Below are 23,392 nucleotides of genomic sequence, written 5' to 3' on the forward strand. Positions count from 1 at the left end.
CAAGTCACTCTCGCGGTGCCACGTCCGCGGAGGTGATTTGCTTTGCTTGATTTTGGGTTGATTGGCATAGCTCTAGGCGATCAACCAAAATATTGATACAAACCAGTAACGGCACACCGATCAATAGTCCCATTCCGCCCCAAAGCCAGCCCCAAAAAACAAGCCAAACAAAAATCACTAACGGGTTTAAGTTAAACCTTTTCCCCAATAGTGTTGGTGTAACAAACTGACTTTCAATCAAATTGAGCAGTAAATAGATAGACACCACCGTCAGCATAAAACTGACCGACTCCAACTGAAGATAAGCAACAAAGCCAAAGCTCACCATGGATATGACAGGGCCGAGGTACGGCGCAAAATTCATCACGCCTGCAAATGCGCCCCATAGAAATGGATCTTCAAGGCCTAGAACAAAAAACACGGCCCCGACACTCAACCCCAGCCCAGCATTCACTAAAGTGATGGTGCCAATGTATCGAGATAGGTCTTTCTGTAGCGCTTTGACCAACTCAATCGCTTGGCGCTGTTTGGCGAACCCATGTAAGTAAGACACTGACTTTCGAAATAAGCTTCGTCCATGATTGAGCATAAAGTAAACCATAAACAGCACGATCATCGCTTGTGTCAAAATCGTCGGCGTAGTGGTCGCGAGCGTTTTTACCAAAGAAAATACGGTGTTGTTCCCGACCTCATCCATACTCATATCGTTGGCGATATTCAATGGAGTATTAAGGTGATCAGCCGAAGCTTTAGTAACTTCGCTTACTTCTTGCGACACATTTTTCACGATACTGGGCAGCTCAGACCACCATTGCTTGGCGGGCTCCGACATGGCGGCAAGACCAATAATTGAAGCGCCAACGAGGAATGACAGCGTCAACACGACGGTAATAGCACGTGGTAAGCCTTTGTCTTCAAGATAATTAATGAAAGGACTGCACAGCAGAGAAATAAAGGTGCTAAGCACAATAGGTAACAATATTGGCTTGGCAAAATACAGCCCTGGGACGAGTAACAGGACGAGAAGCGTTGCACCAATCGCAGTGTTGGCAGGAATGTTCAATTTCGCTGTCATAATAAGCTCAGAATCGGTAAGAAAATTTTGCGGTGAAATCCGCTATTAGAGTGGTTCGCCCTCTGTCGTCGCAGCGTTGCTTACTTGTGTTGCTGCATTTCCATTTTGCTCCGCATCTGACTCATCCAGAGAAGCTGCCGCGACCGGCTTTGTGAGCGAATCGGCAATATCAGACACGCTGCTAACCAATAGCCCCATTGACGAAATAGAAGAAGTCAGTCGAGACAATCGACCTGCTTTTGCTGCGGTAACGGCAACGACAGCACTAATGCCTAATGTCGTCCAAGGGTTTTCTCTCACAAACTTCTTGGTGGTAAACGTGAACATTTCCATCGACAAACAGCATTGCTCTAGAGACGCTTTACCTTCCATCCGCTTGATCCGCATGGCTCGATTGAGCTTTTGTAGCGAGCGCATCCCACCCCTCCTGTAATTGTTCTGTCGTATTTTTGAATCCAAGAAATCCAACTAAACGCTTCTGCCACCAGGCTAAAGCAAATAATGCCAAGCCTAATGATGTGATAAATACACCCACGGCAACATACACGTTGGCAGTTAACTGATAAGCCACCACCCCAGAGGCAAGGCACAAACTGAATACGAACAATACCGACAATAGGGTAAAAACAACGGTACACAGCAAAATCTGACGCACTGCGGACACGTTAACTTTCATCTCCAAGAGGAACAAATCCAACGTTGAACCTGACCATGCTTTTAGCGATGTCGTCAGTTGGTCCAATTGCGCAAGAATGCTGCTCAAACCATTAATGGTTTGTTGGATATCCTGTTCTTCTGCCCCATCAGGGGCTCGGCCGCTGTCTGAAGCCGCCGAGCCTGATTGCTGATTGGTAACTTGCCCTGAGTTATTCATGTGAAGCCTCGCCTTTCTGTTGTGTGGCTTAATCCTTGGTGACCACTATTATTTGATCAGCTTCGAAACCGCCCAACCAGCAAGGAAGGCGCAGCCTATGCTCAGCAATGGGCGCTCCTTGATTACATTTTCTGCCGACTTAGTCGCCTGCTGAACTTGCTGCGCACCGACATCCAGCTTCTCTTTGGCTTGGTCTTTCATCGCGCCAACGGCTTCCGTCGTGGCTTGTTCCGCTAAGTGATATGCTTCTTCTAACTGCTCTTGAGGTTTTACTGTGCTTTCTTTTGTAGTAGCCATAACTAGCCTCCATTAATGAGTTGAATAGTGAATCAAGTGAAACAATGTTTGACCTCACTTACTCCCTACAAAGCCATATCCATGCCAGAATTTTAAGTTATTGTTTTTTATTGATTTTATTTTTATTTCGATAAAAAGCCGTATCTGTACGTGTAATTCTTTCCAGGCTTTCCCCGCCATTCTTGTAATTTTTTCTTAGCGCCTTACCGACTGTTAGCAAGTTATTGCAAAACAAGATATTAAGTCACTGATTAATAAGACTTAAAATTCATTGGCATACAACCTGCACCTGAAGACGAAACATCGTGTTTGTATTCCATACGCTCAAACACCCCTATCACCAGTAAATAAGGAGTGGCATATGAAAAATGAAAACATCGCCTCAATCATTGAGCTTATCGAAAGCGGAAATGAAATTTACAACAAGGCCATCGAGAACATCGACAACACTTCTTTGAATAATGTGTTGGTAGAACTGCTCAGAGTACGTGAGCGTGCAGTCATTGAGCTCACTCCCTACTCTCTAGCAAGTAACAATGAAGAATCTGCCGACGACACTCCGGTTTCCTACACCATCAAGGCGCGTGAGGTCTACAGCGACGTGATGAAGGAAGTGTCCTCTGACAAAGAGTCTATGTATTTAGAACAGCTTGAAGGTGTCGAAAGCAAGGTACTCAAAGAGATTGAGAATTTGATTACTTCCCACCCAGAGCAGGCGGATAACTCGGTTCTGCTGAAAGTTCGTAGCGATATAAAAAGCTGCAAAGAAAAACTCAGCAGCATCAGCCTTATTAGCTAAAACTTGGTGGTCGCCTTTGCAATAAAGCTCGGTATTGATCAAAGAAATGGCCAACTTGCTTTGGCCATTTCTGACAAGCCCACAGGCGCATTAACATAACCATCACGAGAAATGTCCCACGACAATAGTCATAAATAAAGAGGTCACTATGACATTGGATAACAATCGAGTAAGGGAGCTACTCGTAAAAATGACACACCATCGCCAAACGTGTTTGCCTCTCGTTAACCCGCAATCACACATGACACTCGCAAGAGCGGCATATCGATTCGTGAAAATAGAAAAAGTGATGATCAAAAAGATGGCGAAGCTGTTTTTCGATCAAGATGGTGAACAATTCATTGCAGAAAATGCCACCGAATACGGCGTTGCCGAGTTAGGCAATTACAAAGAAATGCATTTTATGAATAAACTACTGTTAGATGATTTAAAAGCCCTGCTTAGAGCCATTGACGACACCAACTTAACCGCACTTGTTTCTTATTGGTTAGCTGCTTTACAAGTTGAAAACGATGAAATTGAAAAGCACTTACCTCAGGGTGAGTAATTGTACTCGCCCTTCTTTCTTTCACTTTGTTTAAACCACATCCCCAATCAACCTAGTAAAAGGTGCAGATAGAAAAAAAGCCGCTGCATCTACGCAGCGACCTTAATAGCCTTTTTACGACGCACACCAAATCATCAAACAACACAGAAAAAGCGCCATGTAGAATACGAAGCAAATGGCGCGTTATCCGCGGATTATCTGTGTTAAAGCGAAGCTGATTTACCTCTCTGGCTTGGAACAAATACGTTCAATGACTTTGGACGCAGCTTGATTGCCAGTTGCTCATCAGAATACAGTTCACCATCAATCACATACTCAATCGGTTTATTCGCAGAAATAGTGACGCTCTGAGCCGTCGCGTATTGAAAATGTGTCGATTCTTCCTGTGCGCCTACGCTCGTTAATGTCAGATCCGACAATGCGATAAGACGTCCGCCTAAAGACTCGGTGTTATCTAAATATGTGATATGCAGCTTGCCATCATCAGGCTGCGGCGCATCACCACCTTGGGCAAGCAACGTACTAAATGGAGCGATATTCGCAACGACAAAACTATGGACTTCAAGCGTTTGTGTATTATTGTCGTGGTTTCCATCTTCAGTTGGATCGTCTAACGAAACGGTTAAAGCTTGCGTTTCTTCCGCCACTACAGCATTAAAAAAGCCGGTGAGGTAAGCGAGTTGTCCAAAAACATTTTTCTCTTCTCGCTGAGCGTGCTCGATCATTTTCTGTTCTAGCCCAATGCCTAAGACCAATAAAATAAGCCGCTGATTACAGTCCGCAGTATCAATACGTTGGCAGTGTCCGCCAAGCAACGCTTCACACGCTTTTTCGACCGGTGAGAATTTTACGCCAACGCCATAGAGCACATGACATAACGCATTGGCAGTTCCGAGCGGAACAATACCGAGTTTTAGGTCGGTATCCACCAATTGGCTAGCCACCTCTGTTACTGTGCCATCGCCACCAGCTACGATGATTTGCTTAGCTCCACTTTCTTTTGCCTGTTGTGTTAGCTGCTCGGCGCTGAGGTTTGTGGTGGTTTGATGAATACTCAAGCGATATTTTTTGGTTAGCTCACGAATCAAGTGCTGTTCGTTTTCCTCCCATTTGCCGCCACCTGCAACAGGGTTAACCACCATCCAAGTGGATTGATCCAGCCCCAGTACGCCTTTTTCACTGATCGCTCGTAACGTCCTAATCTGTAATTTATTCAATCTCGCGGTACTACGTACGTCATTGATTTTTTTCATCACGGATTCAACCGTCAGTGACGGGTCTTTGCTCAGTAAATACGCCGCCACAACAAACACTGAACGACCACGCCCTAACGCACAATGCACAACCACGGCCCGCGAGCACGAGATTTGAGTATCAATCCAGTTAATCGCATGGCGAAGACGCTCTAGCGTCGGGGCTTTGTGGTCGAGTACCGGAATCGAAAGGTAATGAAACTGCTTGTCGGTCATCGCACTTTCAAGACCTGCAAATTCTGCGGTGACATCGACAATACAAGAGATCTCATTGGATTCGAGAAAATCTAAGTCACTCTGAAACAAACGGCGAGATAGGTATAAATTGTCGCTGACTTTTTGGATTGGAGGCACTGTATCACGCCGTCTTTCCCAGGCGTTATATGCTTTAGCCCCCAATAAAAATGGGATGAATGCCCAGCGAATCCATCTGACAATCTTGCCATCTTGGTTTTTTCTAAAAATAGAGGGAATGTCGAATACGTAGGCTACGCTGACCAACGCTAAAGAAAGAGATATCCACAAGAACAGCAGACTAACGATAATTTGAGGCGTATAGATAGCGGCCAATAAACTGATCAGAGCGCCAAGAATATAATATTTGATGATAAACATTCGCTCTCCTTGCCTTCAGCGAGTGCACTTTTTAGTGGAAGTTAGAATACGCGGGGGATTGAGCTTGGATACATGAACTTGAGTAAACGCCTTGATTGAGTGCCTTCCCGTGCCGAAATGGCACGAAAAGGTCCAACACTCTACCTAGCTTGCCATCTCTTCAACATAACCATCCGCTAGTTTCATTTTCTGCTTATCGGTCATTACCTTACCGGCTAACTGGAAGAAACGCTGCTCTTCTTCCTCAAGATGGTGCAACACTTTGTGACGCAAGGTTTTCATTAGGTTGAGCCACGCTGGCGAGCTCATATCGGTTGCATCAAGCTGTGCAATCACTTTATCAATTTCATGATGCTCTGCGATGCCATGGCGAGTGAGATCAATGGTCTTATCGCTATCTATTAAAGGCGCGTAGAAAAATCGCTCTTCTGCCGCTGCGTGCTGTTCGAGTTCCTCTTTAAGGTTATGATAAAACTCTTCACGAGCGGGGGAATCTCCAGACGTTTCCATCAGAGCATCGAGTAAAAGTCGCTGCTTTTCATGACTCTCTTTCAGTACATCAAATATGTTTTTCATCTTTGACTCCTTATCTGATTGTAAACAATTGGGACAAAAGGAAGGGCGGTGATTGACCGCCCCTCTCTTACATAGCTATGCGTAAAAAACCTAACCTGATTCGGCTAACAGTCTTGGTCTTCAGCGTTTAGGTTTTCTTTAATGTTTTCACATTCATCTTCAATCGCATTTTGGGTTTCTTCGGCGGCTTCATCTATCTTTTTGCCGGCCTGTTCCATTGGCCCTTCTTCACTACAAGCTGCCAACGCAAACACCAAACCGAATACTGCGGCGATACGGTAAATAAATGACGTAAGTCGCATGGAATCTCCTATCTATTTACGTTTTTTCTTCCCAGCAGAACAATCACTATTGATACAATTAATGACAATAGGAATAGGTAAAATATCACTTGCGCGATAGAGGCAGCAGCTCCTGCAATACCAGTAAAGCCTAATAGTGCAGAAATTAGTGCCAGTGCCAGAAAAATAAACATCCAACGAACCATAGTGTTACCTCCTAATAAAAGTGGGTTAAATCACTCGGCTCGCTATTATTGAACCACTTCTAGCTTATCAATCACCTTATTTACGTCATTGGTGTTATTTGCAATTGAAATTGCAAGATCATGCTCCGCATCTGAATTAACTTTACCTGCCAACGTTACCGTTTTGCGTTCTGTCGTTACATCAATATCCGTACCACTCACATTGGTATCCATTAGTAGGCGCGTTTTAACTATAGTCGTGATTTTAGAATCGGTCAGTGTAGCTAAAGCTTCTGAATCAGTTTCTTTCTTGCCTTCATTCACTACTGACAATTCGTTGTTTACTTTTTTCACACCATCAAGACCAGTAACAAGCTCTTCGGCAAGTGATTTTTCAAGATCATTGTTTACCGAACCAGAAAGGGTAACGACCTGATTCTCAACATCGGTATTGATATCAAAAGAGTTGAGATTGCTGTTTAGCAGTAGTGTGGTTTCAGCTTTACCATCTAGCCAAGCGTCCATGGATTCTTTTTCCCATTTATCACTCGCTAAGACTGCTGTAGATGAAGTAGCAAGAACTGACGTAAGTACAATTTTAGCTGCGATGTTATTCATGGTAATTCTCCTTTATTGACGTTGCACTTCCCTAGGAGCAAACCATGTGCCAACTTTATAACTCATTGTTTTTAAGTGACTAATAAAGGAAAGAGGTAAAAATGAGATGAGCAATAAAGTATAAGCATGAATTATTTACACGTAAAAAATGTAATTTTTAATCGGTGATAAAGCCTCCGTCACTTGTGCCTAAATAACCTGATAAAACAGAAAGGCTATTTCTCCAGAATCAATTAATAGCAAAATTATTATTTTAAAAATAAAAATCTGAACAAAAGGAAATATCTACTGATGGCTCTCACCGATATATATCAAAAAGGGGCTAACAACATAAAAATACCGAACAAATCCTTAAATCTATGCTGACAATATTTTGTCTTGTGAAGTGAGAATAATCCACGTACATTGTTTCTGTCATAGTAAAGAGGACATTTCTATGTCGATGCCAAGCCTGTTTCTAAGAATACAAGATCCATCACTTAAAAATGCCATCGCTTCTTGCCAGGAACTGAACAAATTTCGTCTGCATGACATCGATGCCGCAGACCAATGGATTGAAGATTTCCTACAACTCAAACCGGAAGTTGCGATTGTTGAAGTCGCCCACTTTACTAGTGCAGATTATCAACGTCTTTCTAATATCGAAGACATCTACGATATGGACTTGATCATCATTAGCTCAGGCGCTCCAAACGAGAACTTGGATAAGCTGATGAACTTGGGTGCTATTTTTCACTACAGAAAGCCCGTTGATATTGCCATTCTGACGGACACCCTGAGCGAAGTCAGCCAGTACTATCAACACAAACAAGATCAAGGGCGTAAAGTGTCCACCAGCGATCTTGACCAATTTGGTCTTTTGGTCGGCTCTTCCTCTCCGATGCATCAGCTCTATCGTATGATCAGGCGCGTTGCTAAAACAGAAGCCAACGTCCTTATTGTCGGTGAAAGTGGATCAGGCAAAGAACTGGTGGCGCAGACCATCCACTTAGCGAGTGAGCGTAAACAACAGCCCTTTATAGCGATTAACTGTGGTGCCATTAGCCCTGAATTGGTTGATAGTGAACTGTTTGGCCATGAGAAAGGCGCTTTTACCGGAGCAAATAAAACTCACCAAGGTGTATTTAAGCAGGCAGAGGGCGGCACCCTATTTTTAGATGAAATCACCGAGATGCCTATCGAGCATCAAGTGAAGCTATTACGGGTGCTAGAAACCGGAGAGTATCGCCCAGTTGGCAGTAATACGGTTCATATCGCTAATACTCGCATCATTGCTGCTACAAACCGTGATCCTAAAATCGCCATTGAGGAGCAGTTCCTGCGTGAAGATCTGTTTTTCCGCTTATCGCATTTCCCATTAACGATACCGCCACTGCGAGAACGAGGCGGTGATATCGTCGGTCTGGCCAAGCACTTTATCGCGCACCGCAACGCCAATGAGGCAAAAACCAAAACGATTCTTGACTCTGCGATCCAAAAAATCGCTGCACACGACTGGCCAGGTAATGTCCGTGAGCTCAAACACACGATCGAGCGTGCATTTATTTTGGCTGATGACACCATCCGAGATGAACACCTTATCTTCGACACACCACCATTGGAAACAGGCACCAGCATCGAAGACCTTGTTCCGGCGGGCGTTTCGCTAGAAGAGCTAGAAAAAGCCGCCATTCTCAATACCCTTGAAGAGAATCAAGGCAATAAAACGGAATCAGCGCAGGAGTTAGGCATTAGCGTGAAAACGCTCTATAACAAACTCGAAAAGTATCAAGACGAGTAACTCGCTATGGGAATACAAAAAGAGCACTGACTTTTATTCAGTGCTCTTTTTGTATCTTATCTTTTATGCAGTTAGGCTGCGTTTGGTGTTTGATTAAACCCACTGCCCCGCAACAAAGCCGCTCGACCAGCACCACTGAAAATTGTAGCCCCCTAGCCAACCAGTCACATCCATCACCTCACCAATAAAATAAAGCCCTTTAATGTCTTTGCATTCCATGGTTTTCGAGGATAAGTGATCAGTATCGACACCGCCGAGTGTCACTTCCGCAGTTCGGTAGCCTTCAGTGCCATTCGGGGCGATATCCCAATGCTCTAGGCGCTCCACAATCGCCGCAAGCTCCTTTTGATTGAACTGTTTTAGCGGTTTATCGACTAGCTCTTTACGTTCAATTAAGACTTCAACCAGACGCTTAGGCAGCACTTTGGCAAGCGTATTCTTGAGTGACTGATTTGGATGCTTCTCACGACTGCGTTCTAATAACTCAGCAACATCATCGTTTGGCACAAGATTGATCAACACCTTTTGTCCGGCCCGCCAGAATGAAGAAATCTGTAACACTGCTGGACCAGATAACCCACGATGTGTGAACAACAGGGCTTCTTTGAACATGGTGCCATCTTCAGCCGTAATTTCCGCAGGTACCGCGATACCGGATAACTCAGCAAAGTCTTCTTTGTCTTCTTTATGCAGAGTAAATGGTACAAGACCTGCCGTGGTTGGGATAACTCGAAGACCAAATTGTTCCGCGACTTTATAACCAAATGGTGTCGCTCCCAGTTTTGGCATCGACAAGCCACCTGTTGCGATAACTAAAGACTCACATTCGACAATCTCAGTACCAGCATGCAAACGAAAGCCTTCATCAATTTTTTCAATCGAATGAACATCGCATTGGTAACGCTGCTCGATGTTCGGCATGTCACACTCAGCTAACAACATCTTCACGATATCTTTGGCCGTAAATGCATCGACACAAAACAACTGGCCGTGATCACGCTCTTCGAACTCAATGCCATGTTTACACACCATCGAGATGAAATCCCAGTTAGTGTATTGGGAGAGCGCCGACTTAACAAAGTGCGGGTTTTGACACAAATAGTGATTAGCTGAAACGTCGTAGTTAGTGAAGTTACAACGACCACCGCCCGAGATAAGGATTTTACGTCCTGGCTTTTTAGCATGATCGAGCACCAAAACACGGCGGCCTCGCTTGCCTGCTTCTGCAGCACACATTAAACCTGCTGCGCCTGCGCCAATTACAACAACATCAAATTTCTTACTCATCGGTAGCTCTTAGACTGATTGGTATCGAATCAAAATAAAAAAGGATGTGCACATTGCACATCCTTGCTTTCTAGGCGCGACATTCTACCGACAAATACCGAAAGGGAAAAGCGCTTAAACTCTAAGCGCTCTGTATGTCCGCAAAATCTCAGACAGAACAACTATCTAGATTATTGACTCTTAGAGAATGAAGGCCGCAAGTAGCGTCACGCCGAGCAACGCAGTCGATAGAACAAACAATTCACGCACTCTTTCACACTTACCAGTAAAAATTTCATCGTGGTGATGATGATATTCTTTACTTTTAATGTAGTGATACAACCTCACCTGCTTGGTGACATTTCCATGAGTAGTAAAAAAACCATTACCATCAACTTGCTGATATAACAGCGGATGCGCTTCACGCATGATATAAATTAGAGAACGAAGAGCGGTGAGATACCGGACCATATTAACTCCAGTTACCACCATTAGCGCAAATAAGATTGTGTCTCCACTGATCATCTTTTCCTCCCTACATCTTCAACAATGCTCAAGAGAAAAAGACGATCAACACTTCGTCTTTACCCGCTACTTACAACGTCCCAAAACGCGTTTACGCAGCTGGAGCATCCATGATTGAAGATGAACCTTCTTTCGCCATTTGTGCTAGATCTTTGTCAATGAAGAACAACGCTTTACCGTCTTCACCTACCAGTTCGATCTTATCTAAAATCCCTTTAAACAACTTCTCTTCTTCGTGCTGTTCTGACACGTACCACTGTAGGAAGTTAAACGTTGAGTAGTCTTGGCTAGTAAATGCAACGTGCGCCAGTTTGTTGATTTTTTCCGTGATCATTTGCTCATGTTCAAATGTCTCGCGGAAAACGTCACCTAGGCTCGCAAAGTCATGCTTTGGCGCATCAATAGCGCCTAAGATTGGCATTGAGCCAGTTTCACTCACGTAAGTGAATAGGCGTTGCATGTGCTCCATTTCTTCTACGGCGTGAGCGCGTAAAAATTCAGCCGCACCTTCAAAACCTTTGTCTTCACACCAAGCACTCATTTGTAAGTATAGATTGGATGAGAAAAATTCTAGGTTAATTTGCTCATTCAATTGTTCGACCATAGTTTGAGACAGCATGTTAACTCCTATTATTGTGCATGCAATATACCCAAGTAACCTCGAAATAAGTGACGCTGCGAGAATAGCTTGGTCCGGCAGACACGGCGAAGTTTCACTTCAACTCTAGTCAGTAACACTACGCTTATTTCAGCATATCAAAGTCACTTGGGTATAACGCCACTATAACATGATTACTGAGACAAGACTTTGTACCTACGGCACCGATATGAGATCACTTCAGCAAATTTTTTTTGGGGTTGGTGCTAATCTAAAACTATGACCTTACAAGGAGATAGCAATATGAGTTACAAACACATACTTGTGGCAGTCGACCTTTCAGACGACAGTAAAGTGTTGATTAAGAAAGCCGTATCACTGGCTAAACCTCTGGATGCGAAAGTCTCTTTTATTCACATCGACGTGAACTACGCAGAACTCTACACCGGGCTTATCGATATCAATATGGCAGAAGCGCAACATCAAGCAATGGAAGCATCGCGCACACAATTGGCAAACTTCGCTGAATATGCGCAATACCCAATTGCCCATACTTTAGTCGGTAGTGGCGATTTGAGTAATGAGCTGTGCGATACCATTCAAGACTACAGTATCGATTTGGTGGTTTGTGGTCATCACCAAGATTTCTGGAGCAAGATTCTATCTTCGACTCGACAGCTGATTAACTGCTCACCAGTCGATATGCTGGTCGTACCGCTAAAAGACTGATTGGCGCAGCGATAAAACTTGGTTAGACTGCGGGCACATTTGTTGTTGATAAAGATTCTCATCCATGGCTTATCTATCCGCAGTTACCCTACTTTGGGCATTCTCATTTAGCCTGATCGGCGTTTACCTCGCCGGTCAGGTTGATTCTTGGTTCTCGGTGTTCATGCGCGTGGCACTGGCGAGCCTGGTTTTCATTCCCTTTTTGAAATTCCGTGGCGTTAGCAAACCCCTGATCGCGAAACTGATGACCGTCGGTGGCTTCCAGCTCGGCTTGATGTATTGCTTCTACTACCAATCTTTTTTGCTCCTTTCCGTGCCAGAAGTATTGCTGTTCACCGTATTCACACCCATTTACGTCACGCTAATCTATGACTTCTTGAAAGGTCGCTTTTCACCTTGGTACTTAGTTACCGCTGCAATAGCCGTATTTGGTGCCGCCTGGATTAAATTTGCAGGCATTAATGAAGATTTCCTACTGGGCTTTTTGGTCGTACAAGGAGCAAACCTCTGCTTTGCCATCGGTCAGGTGGGCTACAAATATATCATGGAGAGTGAACCCGTCGATTTGCCACAACACACCGTGTTTGGCTACTTCTACTTAGGTGCACTTTGTGTAGCAACCGTGGCTTTCGCGCTCATGGGTAACCTAGACAAATTACCAACCACTACAACGCAATGGGGCATTCTGACATACCTTGGTTTGATTGCTTCTGGTTTTGGTTACTTTGCTTGGAACAAAGGCGCGACCATGGTGAACGCAGGGGCACTGGCAGTAATGAACAATGCATTGGTTCCGGCGGGCTTGATTGTAAACATTGTGATTTGGAACCGCGATGTTGATGTCATGCGACTCGCCATTGGCGGTGCGATCATCATGCTATCCCTATGGATTAACGAAACCTGGGTGAAAAAGCGCGTCGAAATGAGCTACGCCAAGAAGTAAAGCGACCGCTCCCAACACACATACCGACAATAAAAAACGCTCTCCAACTGGAGAGCGTTTTTTTGGATTAGATTAATGCACTTTGACTTGCGAGCTTGCGCTCATCAACGCCTTGGGCGACGTTGGCAGCAACACTTCTAGTTTCGCATTGCGCGCTTCAAGCTTGCGCTGACGCTTAAGTAACTTTTGTTGTTTTTTCGCCACTTTTAGTAACTTCTTTTGCTGCTTATAGTGCTTTTTCAGTGCTTTTTTCGCTTTCTTGAGCGATTTTTTATCCGCTAAATCAAACCATACTGGTGCGTCGGCTCTTACTGGCTCCAGAGATTTTTCGGCTTGTTTTTTCTCTTTCACACGCTCAACAACACGCTTCACAATCGCGGCTTTTTCGTTGCTTTGTTTAGTGGTCACTGGAATCGCTTGTGATGGCAGAGCTTCAACCAATAAGCCACATGCTTGTTGCTCACTCAATGGCTTGTCTTGGCATTTTTGTGGAGGAATTGCGGCTGGCTTACAAAGGGTATCTTTGGCCGATGAAGAGCGTGCGCAAGAACGACAAACGAATTTTGGTGCGACAACTAAACGATGGATATCACCAAGTTCTGCCGCGATCTGTTTGCGACTCATTTTACATAAACGTTTAGCCATTCTACTACTCCAGCTTCCCAGTTATCGACCGCATCACAACAAGTGAAATAATAATAATTCTTAGTTAGATATACAGTCAGGGAAGGGAATTAGCAAGAGAAAACTATCAATAGAGACGAGGAAAGAGAAGCTGAGTCACAGCACGATACACCATACTGTGACAAGAAAAGTTGAGCCGTCAGGAAGTTATGCCATCGATGCTTTAACGTAGACATCGAAGCGATTTTTTTTCGTTTCAATCGCCATGGTCGGTTTTTTCTCGTTCAGCCAGTTAGCATAGTCTGGGCGTTTAACTACTACACGCTTTGTGGCTAACGCCATGGCTGGTTCTAGTAGGCCATCGGCGTCCAAATCGGCGCCAACCAACGATTGGAAAACGCGCATTTCTTTTTTTACGAGCGCCGACTTCTTTTTATTTTCTGGGTGCGGATACATCGGGTCAAGATACACCACATCTGGCTGGACAAAGTCTTTATCTTGCGCCAATTGTTCCAGCGCATCATGGCTAGAAGCATGGATTAGCGACATGCGCTCAGATACCCAGGTGCCGATTTCTGGGTCTTGTTTCGCTCGATCCAAGCCATCATCTAACAAAGCCGCTACGACTGGATGACGCTCGACCATCTGCACTTTACAACCTAGCGAGGCGAGCACAAACGCATCACGACCAAGACCTGCCGTGCCATCTAACACGGTTGGCGTTGCCCCTTTGTTCAAACCCGCCGCTTTCGCAATTGCCTGGCCTTTACCACCACCGAACTTGCGACGATGACCGACCGCACCACCAATCAAATCCACAAAGATTGCACCCAGCTTTGGCTCATCCACTTTACGTAGCTCCAAACGCTCGGTGGTTAGCACCAAAGCAAAATCGCTATCGTCAGTGTGTGAAAGCTGCCAACGCGCAGCGAGTTCATCAAGATGAGATTGTTGAGACGGGTTTTCACAGATCAATTGCAGTTGCAAAAGGAGGCTCCAATAAAAATCGAGGTAACTGGCGCTGAGTGTATACCTAAGTTACCTATTAATGCTAGGTTGAGCTTGCTACGAAGAGGTTATACAACCGTCAGTTGCTCCACTAGCTCAGAAAGCGGCTTAGGATGACCAATACCGTAGCCTTGACCGTAGTCCACACCGAGGTCTATCAAATGCTGCATAACCTGGTCATTTTCGACAAACTCCGCCACCGTCACTTTACCTAGTTGCTTCGCCAAGTCATTGATTGAACGAACCATCACGCGGTCCATTTCATTTACGTTGATATCTTGCACGAAAAGACCATCAATTTTCACGATATCGACAGGAAGTTTCTTTAAGTAACCAAATGAAGACAATCCAGATCCGAAATCATCCAATGCAATCATGCAACCCAAAGACTTTAGCTTGGTAAACAACTCAATGGCTTGATCCAGATTGCTCATCGCCGCTGTCTCGGTGATTTCTAAGCAGATTTTTTCACACGGCAGAGTCGAACTTTCCAATCGCTCCAATAAGAAGTCAATAAACTCTTGATTCCCCATAGATTGACCTGAAAGGTTTATCGAACAGCGACCAAGCTGTTCAATCACCTCAGGACGCTGTTCAAACCACTCTAGCGTTTGAGTAATAACCTGCTTATCAATCCAATGGGCAATGTTGTAGCGCTCGGAAGCAGGGATAAACAGCGCAGGAGAAACATAATCACCGTACCCATTGCGAATACGCACCAAAATCTCAAAATACATTTGAGTCTCGTGCTTTTGTAAGCTTTTTATCGGTTGAGCAAACAGTTCTAAACGTTGATTCGACAATGCCTCATGCACCAAATTGACGCTCTGCATTTCCATCTGACGACGCTGCAACTCTTCGTTATCTAAGCTGAATAGATTATAGCGGTTACGGCCTTGCTCTTTAGCGGCGTGACAAGCAGAATCTGCTTGAGCGTGCACCATTTGTGGCGTATCAGCGGTATGATCGATGATACGGATACCAATTGAGCAACTGATGAACAGGCGTGTGTCTTCCCAAATAAAGAGGTGTTCGCTTAGTGTCGAGATGATCAGTTTGGCAATATTGATGGCGCCATATTCGTCACAGTCTTTGAGTAACACCGCAAACTCATCGCCTCCCATTCGAGCCAAGATGGAATTGTACGGCAGAACGCCTTCCAGCATACTGGCGCAGAATTGAATCGCCGCATCACCTGCATCATGCCCAACCGTATCATTGAGGACTTTTAGCTGATCTAAGTCGAGGTACAGCATGGCGTGGACTCGACGATGGCTGTCCACTTCGCACAGTGCGGTCTTAAGCTCTAGTTCAAAATGGTTTCTGTTGTAAGTCCCCGTCAGTAAGTCATAGCGAGCTTGGTATTCCAATTTCTCGGAGAGCAGTTTGGTTTCGGTAATATCCTCGCCCACAATCAGCAGTTGCTCAGATTCACTCAGCGGACGAATATTCTCGCGCACCCAAACACGATGACCATTTGCATGACGATACTCGACTTCACGTCGCCAAACACCATGCACTTGCTGGTTGGGTTGCAATAACACTTGGCGAGGGAACAGCACTTTGTCATCAAAATAGAACTCCCTCAGGCGATGTCCGAGCATGTCCATCGGTTTGTAGCCAAGAAGTAGTTGAGCAAATCGATTCACTTCTTGAATTCGGTTATTACTATCAAGCGTCACCATCATCACGGGCTGCTGCTCGTAATAGTTGCGTAGGGTTGACTCACGTTGGTAGAGCTTGTCCTCCATCAATTTACGACTGGTAATATCGCGCGCTTCAAACAAGTATTGCTTATGATTCCCTACTTGCTGAGAAAAAGGCTTGAGCGAAACTTCTAACACCAATGCGCCGTGTTCTTTACTCCAAATTTCAGCTTCAAACGTCGACACTTGATGGTGAGGCGCATGGAAATACTCCTCAAGCAACGCTTGTGCTTTTTCACTCCAGTTGGGGTGAAACCAAAGTGGTCGGTCTAAACGCAGTCCTTGGTGATAAAGTAAGGATTGAAGGTGATCGTTGCCCGATTTAAGCACACCGTTAGCATCCAAAATGCCCATATACTGCATGCTCTGATCGAAAATCGATTCTAGAATAGCCTGGCTTTCTCGCGCAGCGCTCTCACTGCGACGCATCCGCTGTAAATAATAACCCATCAGCAAAATGACCACCGACATCACCACAAACAGGCTACCAAACAGGCGAATTTCCTTGGCAAAACGTTCAGAAAGCTTCATTGGCTTATTAAAAAATACCGCAGAAACCTCTTGTTCAGCCCCCAATCCCCAACGCGCTACCGCTTGGTAATCGAGCTTTATTTCAGAATCACTTTTTTTCACGGCAGGCAGAGGCTGATCAGGGTTATCCAAAACGAACTCAAGCATCTCTGCGCTCTCAATACCATGCCGATAACCACTTTGAATAACCCCTCCAACTGCGCCATGACCCAAACCAATGTCATGCACCATAAACAGCGGCGCGTTTGAGACTTTGTTGACACCAACCCAGTCACGCTCGCTGCCAACCATACCTTGTTTATCTCGGTAATAGGTCCAGAACAAGACGACTTTATCGGAACTCAGTTTTGCGACTTGTTGTTTTAGATCGATGATGCTGTCTGGGACAAGTTGTACGATTTTGTCTCGATATTGCGGGAACTTGAGGACAAAATTGTCGATTTGATAACGCAACACCTCACCGGTCACCGAGTGGTCACTGACGATGAGAACTTGTGTGTAGTTCGGATGTAAGCGCTCAATAAGAGCGAGATTCGCTTCCAAATCGACATCTTCCATAACTCCGGTTGCATTCAGAGAACGATGTAAAGAAGGGTGGTAGTTATTAATGCCGTTAAATATAACTGGGGTGTCTTTGATAATTGGGGCTAAACGCTGCATAAGTTCAAGCGCATTGTTATCGCTCACTAAAATGGCATCAAATCGCTCTTTGCGTAATTTCGTAAGATATAAGGATTTTAGTTGTGCAAAAAACTGCTCACTCTGGTTACGTTTCGAGTCTAGATAGAGCACACGCATGTCCAGCGCTCGATCGCCCAGCTGTTGCTCGATGCCTCGCTGTATGGAGTCCGTCCAGAAAAAACCCTGATGATAGGAGTGCACGACCAACACCTTCGGATCTGAGGCCGTAGCAAACGCGCTCCAACATAGCGCGGCAATAACCAGAAAACGCTGCACATTATCTCCATAGCTCGGAGTTAACCCGCAGTTACTCCTGCCAAACCTTGTGAATCCTATCCGCTATGAGTATAAAAGGGAGGTAAAACTCTATCCCTAACGGAAATCATAGTATGAATGCGAGCCTGCCGAAACTCGACGACCTTGACCGCGCAATATTAAAAACACTGATGGCTGACGCCAGAACGCCCTACGCAGAAATGGCAAAGCAGTTCGATGTCAGCCCTGCCACTATCCATGTGCGTATCGAGAAGATGAAGTCGGCGGACATCATCGAAGGAACGGAGGTGATCATCAATACCAAAAAGCTTGGCTACGATGTGTGCTGCTTTATTGGTATTAACCTCAATGCAGCTCGTGATTACCACTCCGCGTTAGAAAAACTCAACGCGCTCGACGAAGTCGTTGAAGCTTACTACACCACGGGCGCGTATAACATATTCGTCAAATTGATGTGCAAATCGATTGAAGAGCTGCAATTTGTACTGATCGACAAGCTGCAAGCCATTGATGAGGTTCAGTCCACGGAGACATTGATATCGTTGCAGAACCCGATCAACCGAAACGTAAATCCGTAAAATTTTTTATAAAAACTGTACAAAAAAGGCCAACCGAACGGTTGGCCTTGATGTTTTTTGCTCAATTTACGCCGCAATACCCGAGTGGCGCAACAGTGCATCGATTTGTGGCTCGCGGCCACGGAAGCGCTTAAACAGCTCCATTGGCTCTTCACTGCCCCCCATTTCTAGAATGTTGTTCAGGAAGCTTAGGCCCGTCTCTTTGTTGAAGATGCCTTCTTCTTCAAAGCGAGAATACGCGTCTGACGACAGCACTTCAGCCCATAGGTAGCTGTAGTAACCCGCACTGTAGCCACCAGCAAAAATATGGCCGAAGCTGTGTGAGAAACGCGCCCACTCAACCGCAGGAACTACCGCGACTTTCTCTTTCACTTTCGCCAGAGTTTCCAGTACACGCGCACCCACTTCTGGGTCATATTCAGTGTGAAGCGTGAAATCGAACAAGCCGAATTCTAGCTGACGCAAAATACCCATCGCAGATTGGAAGTTTTTCGCTGCGAGCATTTTGTCTAGCATCGCTTTCGGTAGCGGCTCACCTGTCTCATAGTGACCAGAAATGAACGCCAGCGCGTCCTCTTCCCAACACCAGTTTTCTAGGAACTGACTTGGTAGCTCAACCGCATCCCAAGGCACGCCATTAATACCTGAAACAGCACCTGTATCAACTTGCGTCAACATGTGGTGGATTCCATGACCAAATTCATGAAATAACGTCACGACTTCATCGTGCGTGAACAGTGCTGGTTTGTCGCCCACTGGACGGTTGAAGTTACACGTTAGATACGCAACCGGCGTTTGCAGCTCGCCAGATAGCGTAACGCGACGACCACGACAATCATCCATCCACGCGCCGCCACGTTTGTGTTCACGAGCGTAGAGATCTAGGTAGAAGCTGCCACGGAGTGTGCCTTCAGCATCAAAGATATCGAAAAAGCGCACGGACTCATGCCAAGTGTCTACGCCTTCGCGCTCAGTAACGGTCATGCCAAACACGCGGTTTAGCACTTCAAACAGACCGCTCACGACTTTTGACTCTGGGAAGTATGGGCGCAGTTCTTCATCCGAAATTTGGAACAGGTGCTGCTTTTGTTTCTCGCTGTAGTAAGCGATATCCCAAACGTTCAGCTCTTCAACACCAAACTCACTTTTCGCAAACTGACGTAACTCTTCGACTTCACGTTCACCTTGCGGTTTCGCTCGTGTCGCTAGGTCATTCAGGAAGCCCAGCACTTGATCCGGCGTTTCAGCCATCTTTGTTGCTAACGACTTTTCACTGTAAGTATTGAAACCTAGCATACGTGAAATTTCATGGCGCAGTTTTAGCTGCTCAGTAATGATTTCTGAGTTATCCCATTTGCCTGCATTTGGACCTCGATCAGAAGCGCGCGTCACGTACGCTTCGTACACTTCTTTACGCAACTCTTGGTTATCGCAGTACGTCATGACAGGTAGGTAAGATGGGATATCTAGCGTAATGAGGTAACCATCTAACTCTTTTGCTTCTGCGGCAGCTTTCGCTGCTGCCAGCGCCGATTCTGGCATACCTGCTAGGTCTTTCTCGTCTGTGATGTGCTTGGTCCAACCCATGGTGGCATCCAGCACATTGTTAGAGAATTTAGAGCTCAGCTCAGACATACGTTTGCTGATCTCGCCGTAACGGTGCTGCTCATCGGATGGCAAACCAATGCCTGATAACTCGAAATCACGCAGTGCATCAGTGATGGTTTTCTGCTGTGCGCGAGTTAACGTTGCAAATTCTTCGCTCGCTTTGATGGTTTTGTACGCTTCGTATAACCCTTTATGCTGACCAACCCAAGTGCCGTACTCTGACAAAATTGGTAGGCAACTTTCGTAAGCTTCACGTAGCTCTTCGCTGTTCACTACCGAGTTCATGTGACCCACTGGCGACCAGATGCGGCTTAAGCGGTCATCCGCTTCTTCAATTGGCGCAATCACACTGTCCCAAGTTGGGTGAGCGTTGTCTTGTAGAACTTCATCGATTTTTGCTCGGCAGTCAGCAATCGCTTGCTCAACGGCAGGCTTGATGTGTTCTGGTTTAATTTGAGAAAACGGAGGTAGGTCCGTAAACGTCAGAAGAGGATTAGACATGAATAATTCCTTTTGTGTTTTGACTCTGTGATTGCCTGTCTATTTTGTGTAGATAGGCCAACTCAATGTACAGACGAGCCAGCAACATGGATTGGGGGAGCTCCGTTCCCTTTCTCTATGCCGCGATGACCATCATATAGTCAACCAGCGCTACTCTGTCCTTGAGTCTTGTTATACCTAAATGAGATTTCACACCCTTTTGAGTGCGAGAAACTCACCTAGTTCAATTCGATTACCAATAGTAAGTGTGGGTGACTTAAAGAAATTTCAATAGCGTCCCCTTATCAGAGGAACAGATTTGATTGGAAGTTCTACATCTTTAAGTTACTTGAGTATAATACCGCCATAGAGTGAAAATCACAGACCACACTCAGCCAAAGAGTGTTTCGAGAGTTTAATTTGTTAAGTTACCGCCACAGCTTCCACGCTGGCAACCATGCCGACGTGGTCAAACACATCGTTCAAAGCCTCATTCTTGATGCGCTGAAACAAAAAGATAAGCCATTCGTTTATCACGATACCCACTCGGGTGTGGGCCGTTACGATCTGACTCACGAATGGTCTGAAAAAACGGGCGAATACAAACAAGGCATCGCACGTATTTGGGATAACCCAAGCATTCCTGAAGACATCAAAAGCTACATCGATGCCATTAAAGTGCTCAACAATGGCGAGAAGCTGCGTTACTACCCAGGCTCACCACGTGTAGCGCGCGCGCAAATCCGCCCACAAGATCGTATGGTGCTGACCGAGTTGCACCCGGCCGATCACCCATTGTTAGAGCAAGAATTCCATCGTGATCGCCAAGTGAGCATCTTCAAAGAAGACGGATTCCAACGCCTCAAAGCAAGCTTACCGCCACAAGAGCGTCGTGGTTTGGTGCTGATTGACCCACCATACGAACTCGCGAAAGAGTACCGCGATGTGGTGCGAGCGATTCATCAGAGCCATAAACGTTGGGCAACCGGTATCTACGCGATTTGGTACCCAGTGGTAAACCGCCACGACATCGAAGATATGATCGAAGGCTTGGAAGCACTGGGCATTCGTAAAATTCTGCAAATCGAGTTAGGTGTTGCACCAGATACCAACGAGCGCGGCATGACGGCATCCGGCATGATTGTGATTAACCCGCCATGGAAACTGGAAAGCCAGATGAAAGAGATTCTGCCATTCCTGCAAGACGCGATCGCACCAGCAACTGGCCACTGGAAAGTGGACTGGATTGTGCCAGAGTAAGCACTTCAGTACTGCTATCTTCAAGCGCAACGATATTCTCGTTGCGCTTTTTTATGCTCTCACCTTCTCCCTCCAATCGTGCTTATTCTTCTTTTTGTGCCTCTCATCGCTATTTGTCATAAGTATTGTCGCTTTTTCCCATTTAGGAATTAGTCGAATTCGATTTATGATAGTGGGATAACGGTGGCATTGAGTTCGGACAAGGTCATCCCAATCTATCTATGTACCAGATAAAATTTATAAGCTCTTGGAGAAAGTAATGGCGACTCATTTTGACTATATCTGTATCGGTGGCGGCAGTGGCGGCATCGCATCTGCAAACCGTGCGGCGATGTACGGCGCGAAAGTTGCGCTAATCGAAGCTCAAGACCTTGGCGGTACCTGTGTCAACGTAGGTTGTGTACCGAAAAAAGTGATGTGGCATGGCGCGCAAATCGCAGAAGCAATGAACCTGTACGCAGAAGATTACGGTTTTGATGTCGACGTGAAAGGTTTCAACTGGAGCAAACTAGTTGAGAGCCGTCAGGCGTACATTGGTCGTATTCACCAATCTTACGATCGCGTTCTTGGCAACAACAAAGTAAACGTGATTAAAGGCTTTGCTAAGTTTGTTGACGAAAAAACTGTCGAAGTAAACGGTGAACACTACACAGCAGATCACATCCTGATCGCGGTTGGTGGTCGTCCTACTATTCCAAACATTCCAGGCGCTGAATACGGCATCGATTCAAACGGCTTCTTCGACCTAGCAGAGCAACCAAAACGCGTTGCGGTTGTGGGCGCAGGCTACATCGCAGTTGAAATTGCTGGCGTACTGCACGCGCTAGGTACAGAAACGCACCTGTTCGTACGTAAAGAGTCACCACTGCGTAGCTTCGATCCAATGATCATCGATACGTTGGTTGAAGTGATGGACGCAGAAGGTCCAAAACTGCACACCCACTCTGTACCAAAAGAAGTGGTAAAAGAAGCCGATGGCAGCCTAACTCTGCACCTAGAAAACGGTGAAAGCCAAAACGTTGACCAACTGATTTGGGCAATCGGTCGTCACCCTGCGACAGACGCAATCAACCTAGCGTCAACCGGTGTGGCAACGAACGAAAAAGGCTACATCAAGGTAGACGAATACCAAGAAACCAACGTGAAAGGCATCTACTGTGTGGGTGACATCATGGAAGGCGGTATCGAGCTAACGCCAGTAGCAGTGAAAGCGGGTCGTCAACTTTCTGAGCGTTTGTTCAACAACAAACCAAACGCGAAGATGGACTACGATTTGGTACCAACTGTGGTATTTAGCCACCCACCAATCGGCACTATCGGTCTTACAACGCAAGAAGCAGAAGAGAAGTACGGCAAAGACAACATCAAAGTCTACACATCTGGCTTTACTGCGATGTACACCGCTGTTACTAAGCACCGTCAACCATGTAAGATGAAGCTTGTATGTGCGGGCGAAGAAGAAACGGTTGTTGGCCTACACGGCATCGGTTTCACGGTAGATGAAATGATCCAAGGCTTCGGCGTAGCAATGAAGATGGGCGCAACCAAAGCAGACTTCGACTCTGTTGTGGCTATCCACCCAACGGGCTCTGAAGAGTTCGTTACCATGAGGGGTTAGTGTAGGAAAAGCTTCTTACACACGTAAGTAAATCTGGAAAATAACCAATCACTGTCCATAC

General features: G+C 45.7%; 24 protein-coding genes. 8 read left to right on the forward strand and 16 right to left on the reverse strand.

From position 1 onward, the window contains the following. Window positions 1-4 precede the first annotated feature (4 nt). Genes J4N43_RS15095 through J4N43_RS15110 form a run of 4 tightly spaced genes read right to left on the reverse strand, consistent with a single transcriptional unit; the run spans window position 5 to window position 2,246 of the window. A complete protein-coding gene (locus tag J4N43_RS15095; protein WP_005379202.1) occupies window positions 5-1,075 on the reverse strand; it encodes an AI-2E family transporter in 1,071 nt (356 codons plus the stop codon). Window positions 1,076-1,120: 45 nt separating this feature from the next. Then, window positions 1,121-1,447, reverse strand: coding sequence for a hypothetical protein (locus tag J4N43_RS15100; RefSeq protein WP_050550070.1), 327 nt, complete (start codon window positions 1,445-1,447; stop codon window positions 1,121-1,123). After that, window positions 1,437-1,949, reverse strand: a complete 513-nt coding sequence (locus J4N43_RS15105) for a phage holin family protein (RefSeq protein ID WP_047103713.1) — start codon at window positions 1,947-1,949, stop codon at window positions 1,437-1,439. The genes J4N43_RS15100 and J4N43_RS15105 overlap by 11 nt, the downstream gene beginning before the upstream one ends. A 48-nt stretch (window positions 1,950-1,997) precedes the next feature. Continuing rightward, entirely contained in the window at window positions 1,998-2,246 is a 249-nt protein-coding gene (locus J4N43_RS15110; protein ID WP_005379196.1) for a hypothetical protein, read from the reverse strand. A 361-nt stretch (window positions 2,247-2,607) separates the two neighbouring features. On the opposite strand from J4N43_RS15110, the gene J4N43_RS15115 reads away from it, so the two are divergent. After that, window positions 2,608-3,045 carry a DUF2383 domain-containing protein gene (locus tag J4N43_RS15115; RefSeq protein ID WP_005379194.1) on the forward strand — a complete coding sequence of 146 codons (438 nt, stop codon included), beginning with the start codon at window positions 2,608-2,610 and terminating at the stop codon, window positions 3,043-3,045. A 148-nt stretch (window positions 3,046-3,193) separates the two neighbouring features. Next, entirely contained in the window at window positions 3,194-3,592 is a 399-nt protein-coding gene (locus J4N43_RS15120; RefSeq protein ID WP_005379193.1) for a hypothetical protein, read from the forward strand. 203 nt (window positions 3,593-3,795) lie between these two features. On the opposite strand, the gene J4N43_RS15125 is transcribed toward J4N43_RS15120, so the two are convergent. The 5 genes from J4N43_RS15125 to J4N43_RS15145 form a co-directional block, all read right to left on the reverse strand. Then, on the reverse strand, window positions 3,796-5,460 hold the full coding sequence (locus J4N43_RS15125; protein ID WP_158159533.1) for a diacylglycerol kinase family protein: 1,665 nt from the start codon (window positions 5,458-5,460) through the stop codon (window positions 3,796-3,798). 144 nt (window positions 5,461-5,604) lie between these two features. Continuing rightward, window positions 5,605-6,036 carry a hemerythrin domain-containing protein gene (locus tag J4N43_RS15130; protein ID WP_005379185.1) on the reverse strand — a complete coding sequence of 144 codons (432 nt, stop codon included), beginning with the start codon at window positions 6,034-6,036 and terminating at the stop codon, window positions 5,605-5,607. Between the two features lie 104 nt (window positions 6,037-6,140). Next, on the reverse strand, window positions 6,141-6,338 hold the full coding sequence (locus J4N43_RS15135) for a hypothetical protein (RefSeq protein WP_005379178.1): 198 nt from the start codon (window positions 6,336-6,338) through the stop codon (window positions 6,141-6,143). A gap of 8 nt (window positions 6,339-6,346) precedes the next feature. After that, a complete protein-coding gene (locus J4N43_RS15140) occupies window positions 6,347-6,523 on the reverse strand; it encodes a DUF1328 family protein (protein WP_005379177.1) in 177 nt (58 codons plus the stop codon). Between the two features lie 45 nt (window positions 6,524-6,568). Then, a complete protein-coding gene (locus J4N43_RS15145) occupies window positions 6,569-7,120 on the reverse strand; it encodes a BON domain-containing protein (protein WP_005379174.1) in 552 nt (183 codons plus the stop codon). 436 nt (window positions 7,121-7,556) lie between these two features. Here J4N43_RS15145 and J4N43_RS15150 point away from each other — a divergent pair, with 436 nt between their 5' ends. After that, the gene (locus J4N43_RS15150; RefSeq protein ID WP_005382945.1) at window positions 7,557-8,900 is read left to right on the forward strand and encodes a sigma-54 interaction domain-containing protein; all 1,344 of its coding nucleotides are present in this window, start codon (window positions 7,557-7,559) and stop codon (window positions 8,898-8,900) included. Window positions 8,901-8,993: 93 nt separating this feature from the next. Here the strand turns inward: J4N43_RS15150 and J4N43_RS15155 are convergent, their stop codons facing one another. The 3 genes from J4N43_RS15155 to ftnA form a co-directional block, all read right to left on the reverse strand. Beyond that, entirely contained in the window at window positions 8,994-10,187 is a 1,194-nt protein-coding gene (locus tag J4N43_RS15155) for a BaiN/RdsA family NAD(P)/FAD-dependent oxidoreductase (protein WP_005382944.1), read from the reverse strand. Window positions 10,188-10,367: 180 nt separating this feature from the next. Then, on the reverse strand, window positions 10,368-10,691 hold the full coding sequence (uspB, locus tag J4N43_RS15160; RefSeq protein WP_005379169.1) for a universal stress protein UspB: 324 nt from the start codon (window positions 10,689-10,691) through the stop codon (window positions 10,368-10,370). A gap of 91 nt (window positions 10,692-10,782) precedes the next feature. Further along, window positions 10,783-11,310 carry a non-heme ferritin gene (ftnA, locus tag J4N43_RS15165; protein WP_005379167.1) on the reverse strand — a complete coding sequence of 176 codons (528 nt, stop codon included), beginning with the start codon at window positions 11,308-11,310 and terminating at the stop codon, window positions 10,783-10,785. Window positions 11,311-11,592: 282 nt separating this feature from the next. Between ftnA and uspA the strand changes: the two genes are divergently transcribed. Beyond that, window positions 11,593-12,018, forward strand: a complete 426-nt coding sequence (gene uspA, locus J4N43_RS15170; RefSeq protein WP_005379165.1) for a universal stress protein UspA — start codon at window positions 11,593-11,595, stop codon at window positions 12,016-12,018. Between the two features lie 64 nt (window positions 12,019-12,082). Further along, window positions 12,083-12,961, forward strand: a complete 879-nt coding sequence (locus tag J4N43_RS15175) for a carboxylate/amino acid/amine transporter (RefSeq protein ID WP_158159532.1) — start codon at window positions 12,083-12,085, stop codon at window positions 12,959-12,961. 72 nt (window positions 12,962-13,033) lie between these two features. Here the strand turns inward: J4N43_RS15175 and J4N43_RS15180 are convergent, their stop codons facing one another. From J4N43_RS15180 to J4N43_RS15190, 3 genes are all read right to left on the reverse strand, one after another. After that, window positions 13,034-13,606 carry a hypothetical protein gene (locus tag J4N43_RS15180; RefSeq protein WP_005379163.1) on the reverse strand — a complete coding sequence of 191 codons (573 nt, stop codon included), beginning with the start codon at window positions 13,604-13,606 and terminating at the stop codon, window positions 13,034-13,036. Window positions 13,607-13,792: 186 nt separating this feature from the next. Further along, window positions 13,793-14,572, reverse strand: a complete 780-nt coding sequence (locus J4N43_RS15185) for a class I SAM-dependent methyltransferase (RefSeq protein WP_005379162.1) — start codon at window positions 14,570-14,572, stop codon at window positions 13,793-13,795. An 89-nt stretch (window positions 14,573-14,661) separates the two neighbouring features. Then, window positions 14,662-17,787, reverse strand: a complete 3,126-nt coding sequence (locus tag J4N43_RS15190) for an EAL domain-containing protein (protein WP_158159531.1) — start codon at window positions 17,785-17,787, stop codon at window positions 14,662-14,664. A 113-nt stretch (window positions 17,788-17,900) separates the two neighbouring features. On the opposite strand from J4N43_RS15190, the gene asnC reads away from it, so the two are divergent. After that, window positions 17,901-18,365, forward strand: a complete 465-nt coding sequence (gene asnC, locus J4N43_RS15195; RefSeq protein ID WP_005389595.1) for a transcriptional regulator AsnC — start codon at window positions 17,901-17,903, stop codon at window positions 18,363-18,365. Between the two features lie 66 nt (window positions 18,366-18,431). Here asnC and prlC read toward each other — a convergent pair whose 3' ends face one another. Continuing rightward, window positions 18,432-20,474, reverse strand: a complete 2,043-nt coding sequence (gene prlC, locus J4N43_RS15200) for an oligopeptidase A (RefSeq protein ID WP_017635033.1) — start codon at window positions 20,472-20,474, stop codon at window positions 18,432-18,434. Window positions 20,475-20,873: 399 nt separating this feature from the next. Between prlC and J4N43_RS15205 the strand changes: the two genes are divergently transcribed. Continuing rightward, window positions 20,874-21,713 (forward strand): 23S rRNA (adenine(2030)-N(6))-methyltransferase RlmJ, encoded by an 840-nt coding sequence (locus tag J4N43_RS15205; RefSeq protein ID WP_005379158.1) that lies wholly within the window; start codon window positions 20,874-20,876, stop codon window positions 21,711-21,713. A gap of 259 nt (window positions 21,714-21,972) precedes the next feature. Next, entirely contained in the window at window positions 21,973-23,331 is a 1,359-nt protein-coding gene (gorA, locus tag J4N43_RS15210; protein ID WP_017821117.1) for a glutathione-disulfide reductase, read from the forward strand. Window positions 23,332-23,392 lie beyond the last annotated feature (61 nt).

The organism is Vibrio sp. SCSIO 43009, assembly GCF_023716525.1.
GTDB lineage: Bacteria > Pseudomonadota > Gammaproteobacteria > Enterobacterales > Vibrionaceae > Vibrio > Vibrio alginolyticus.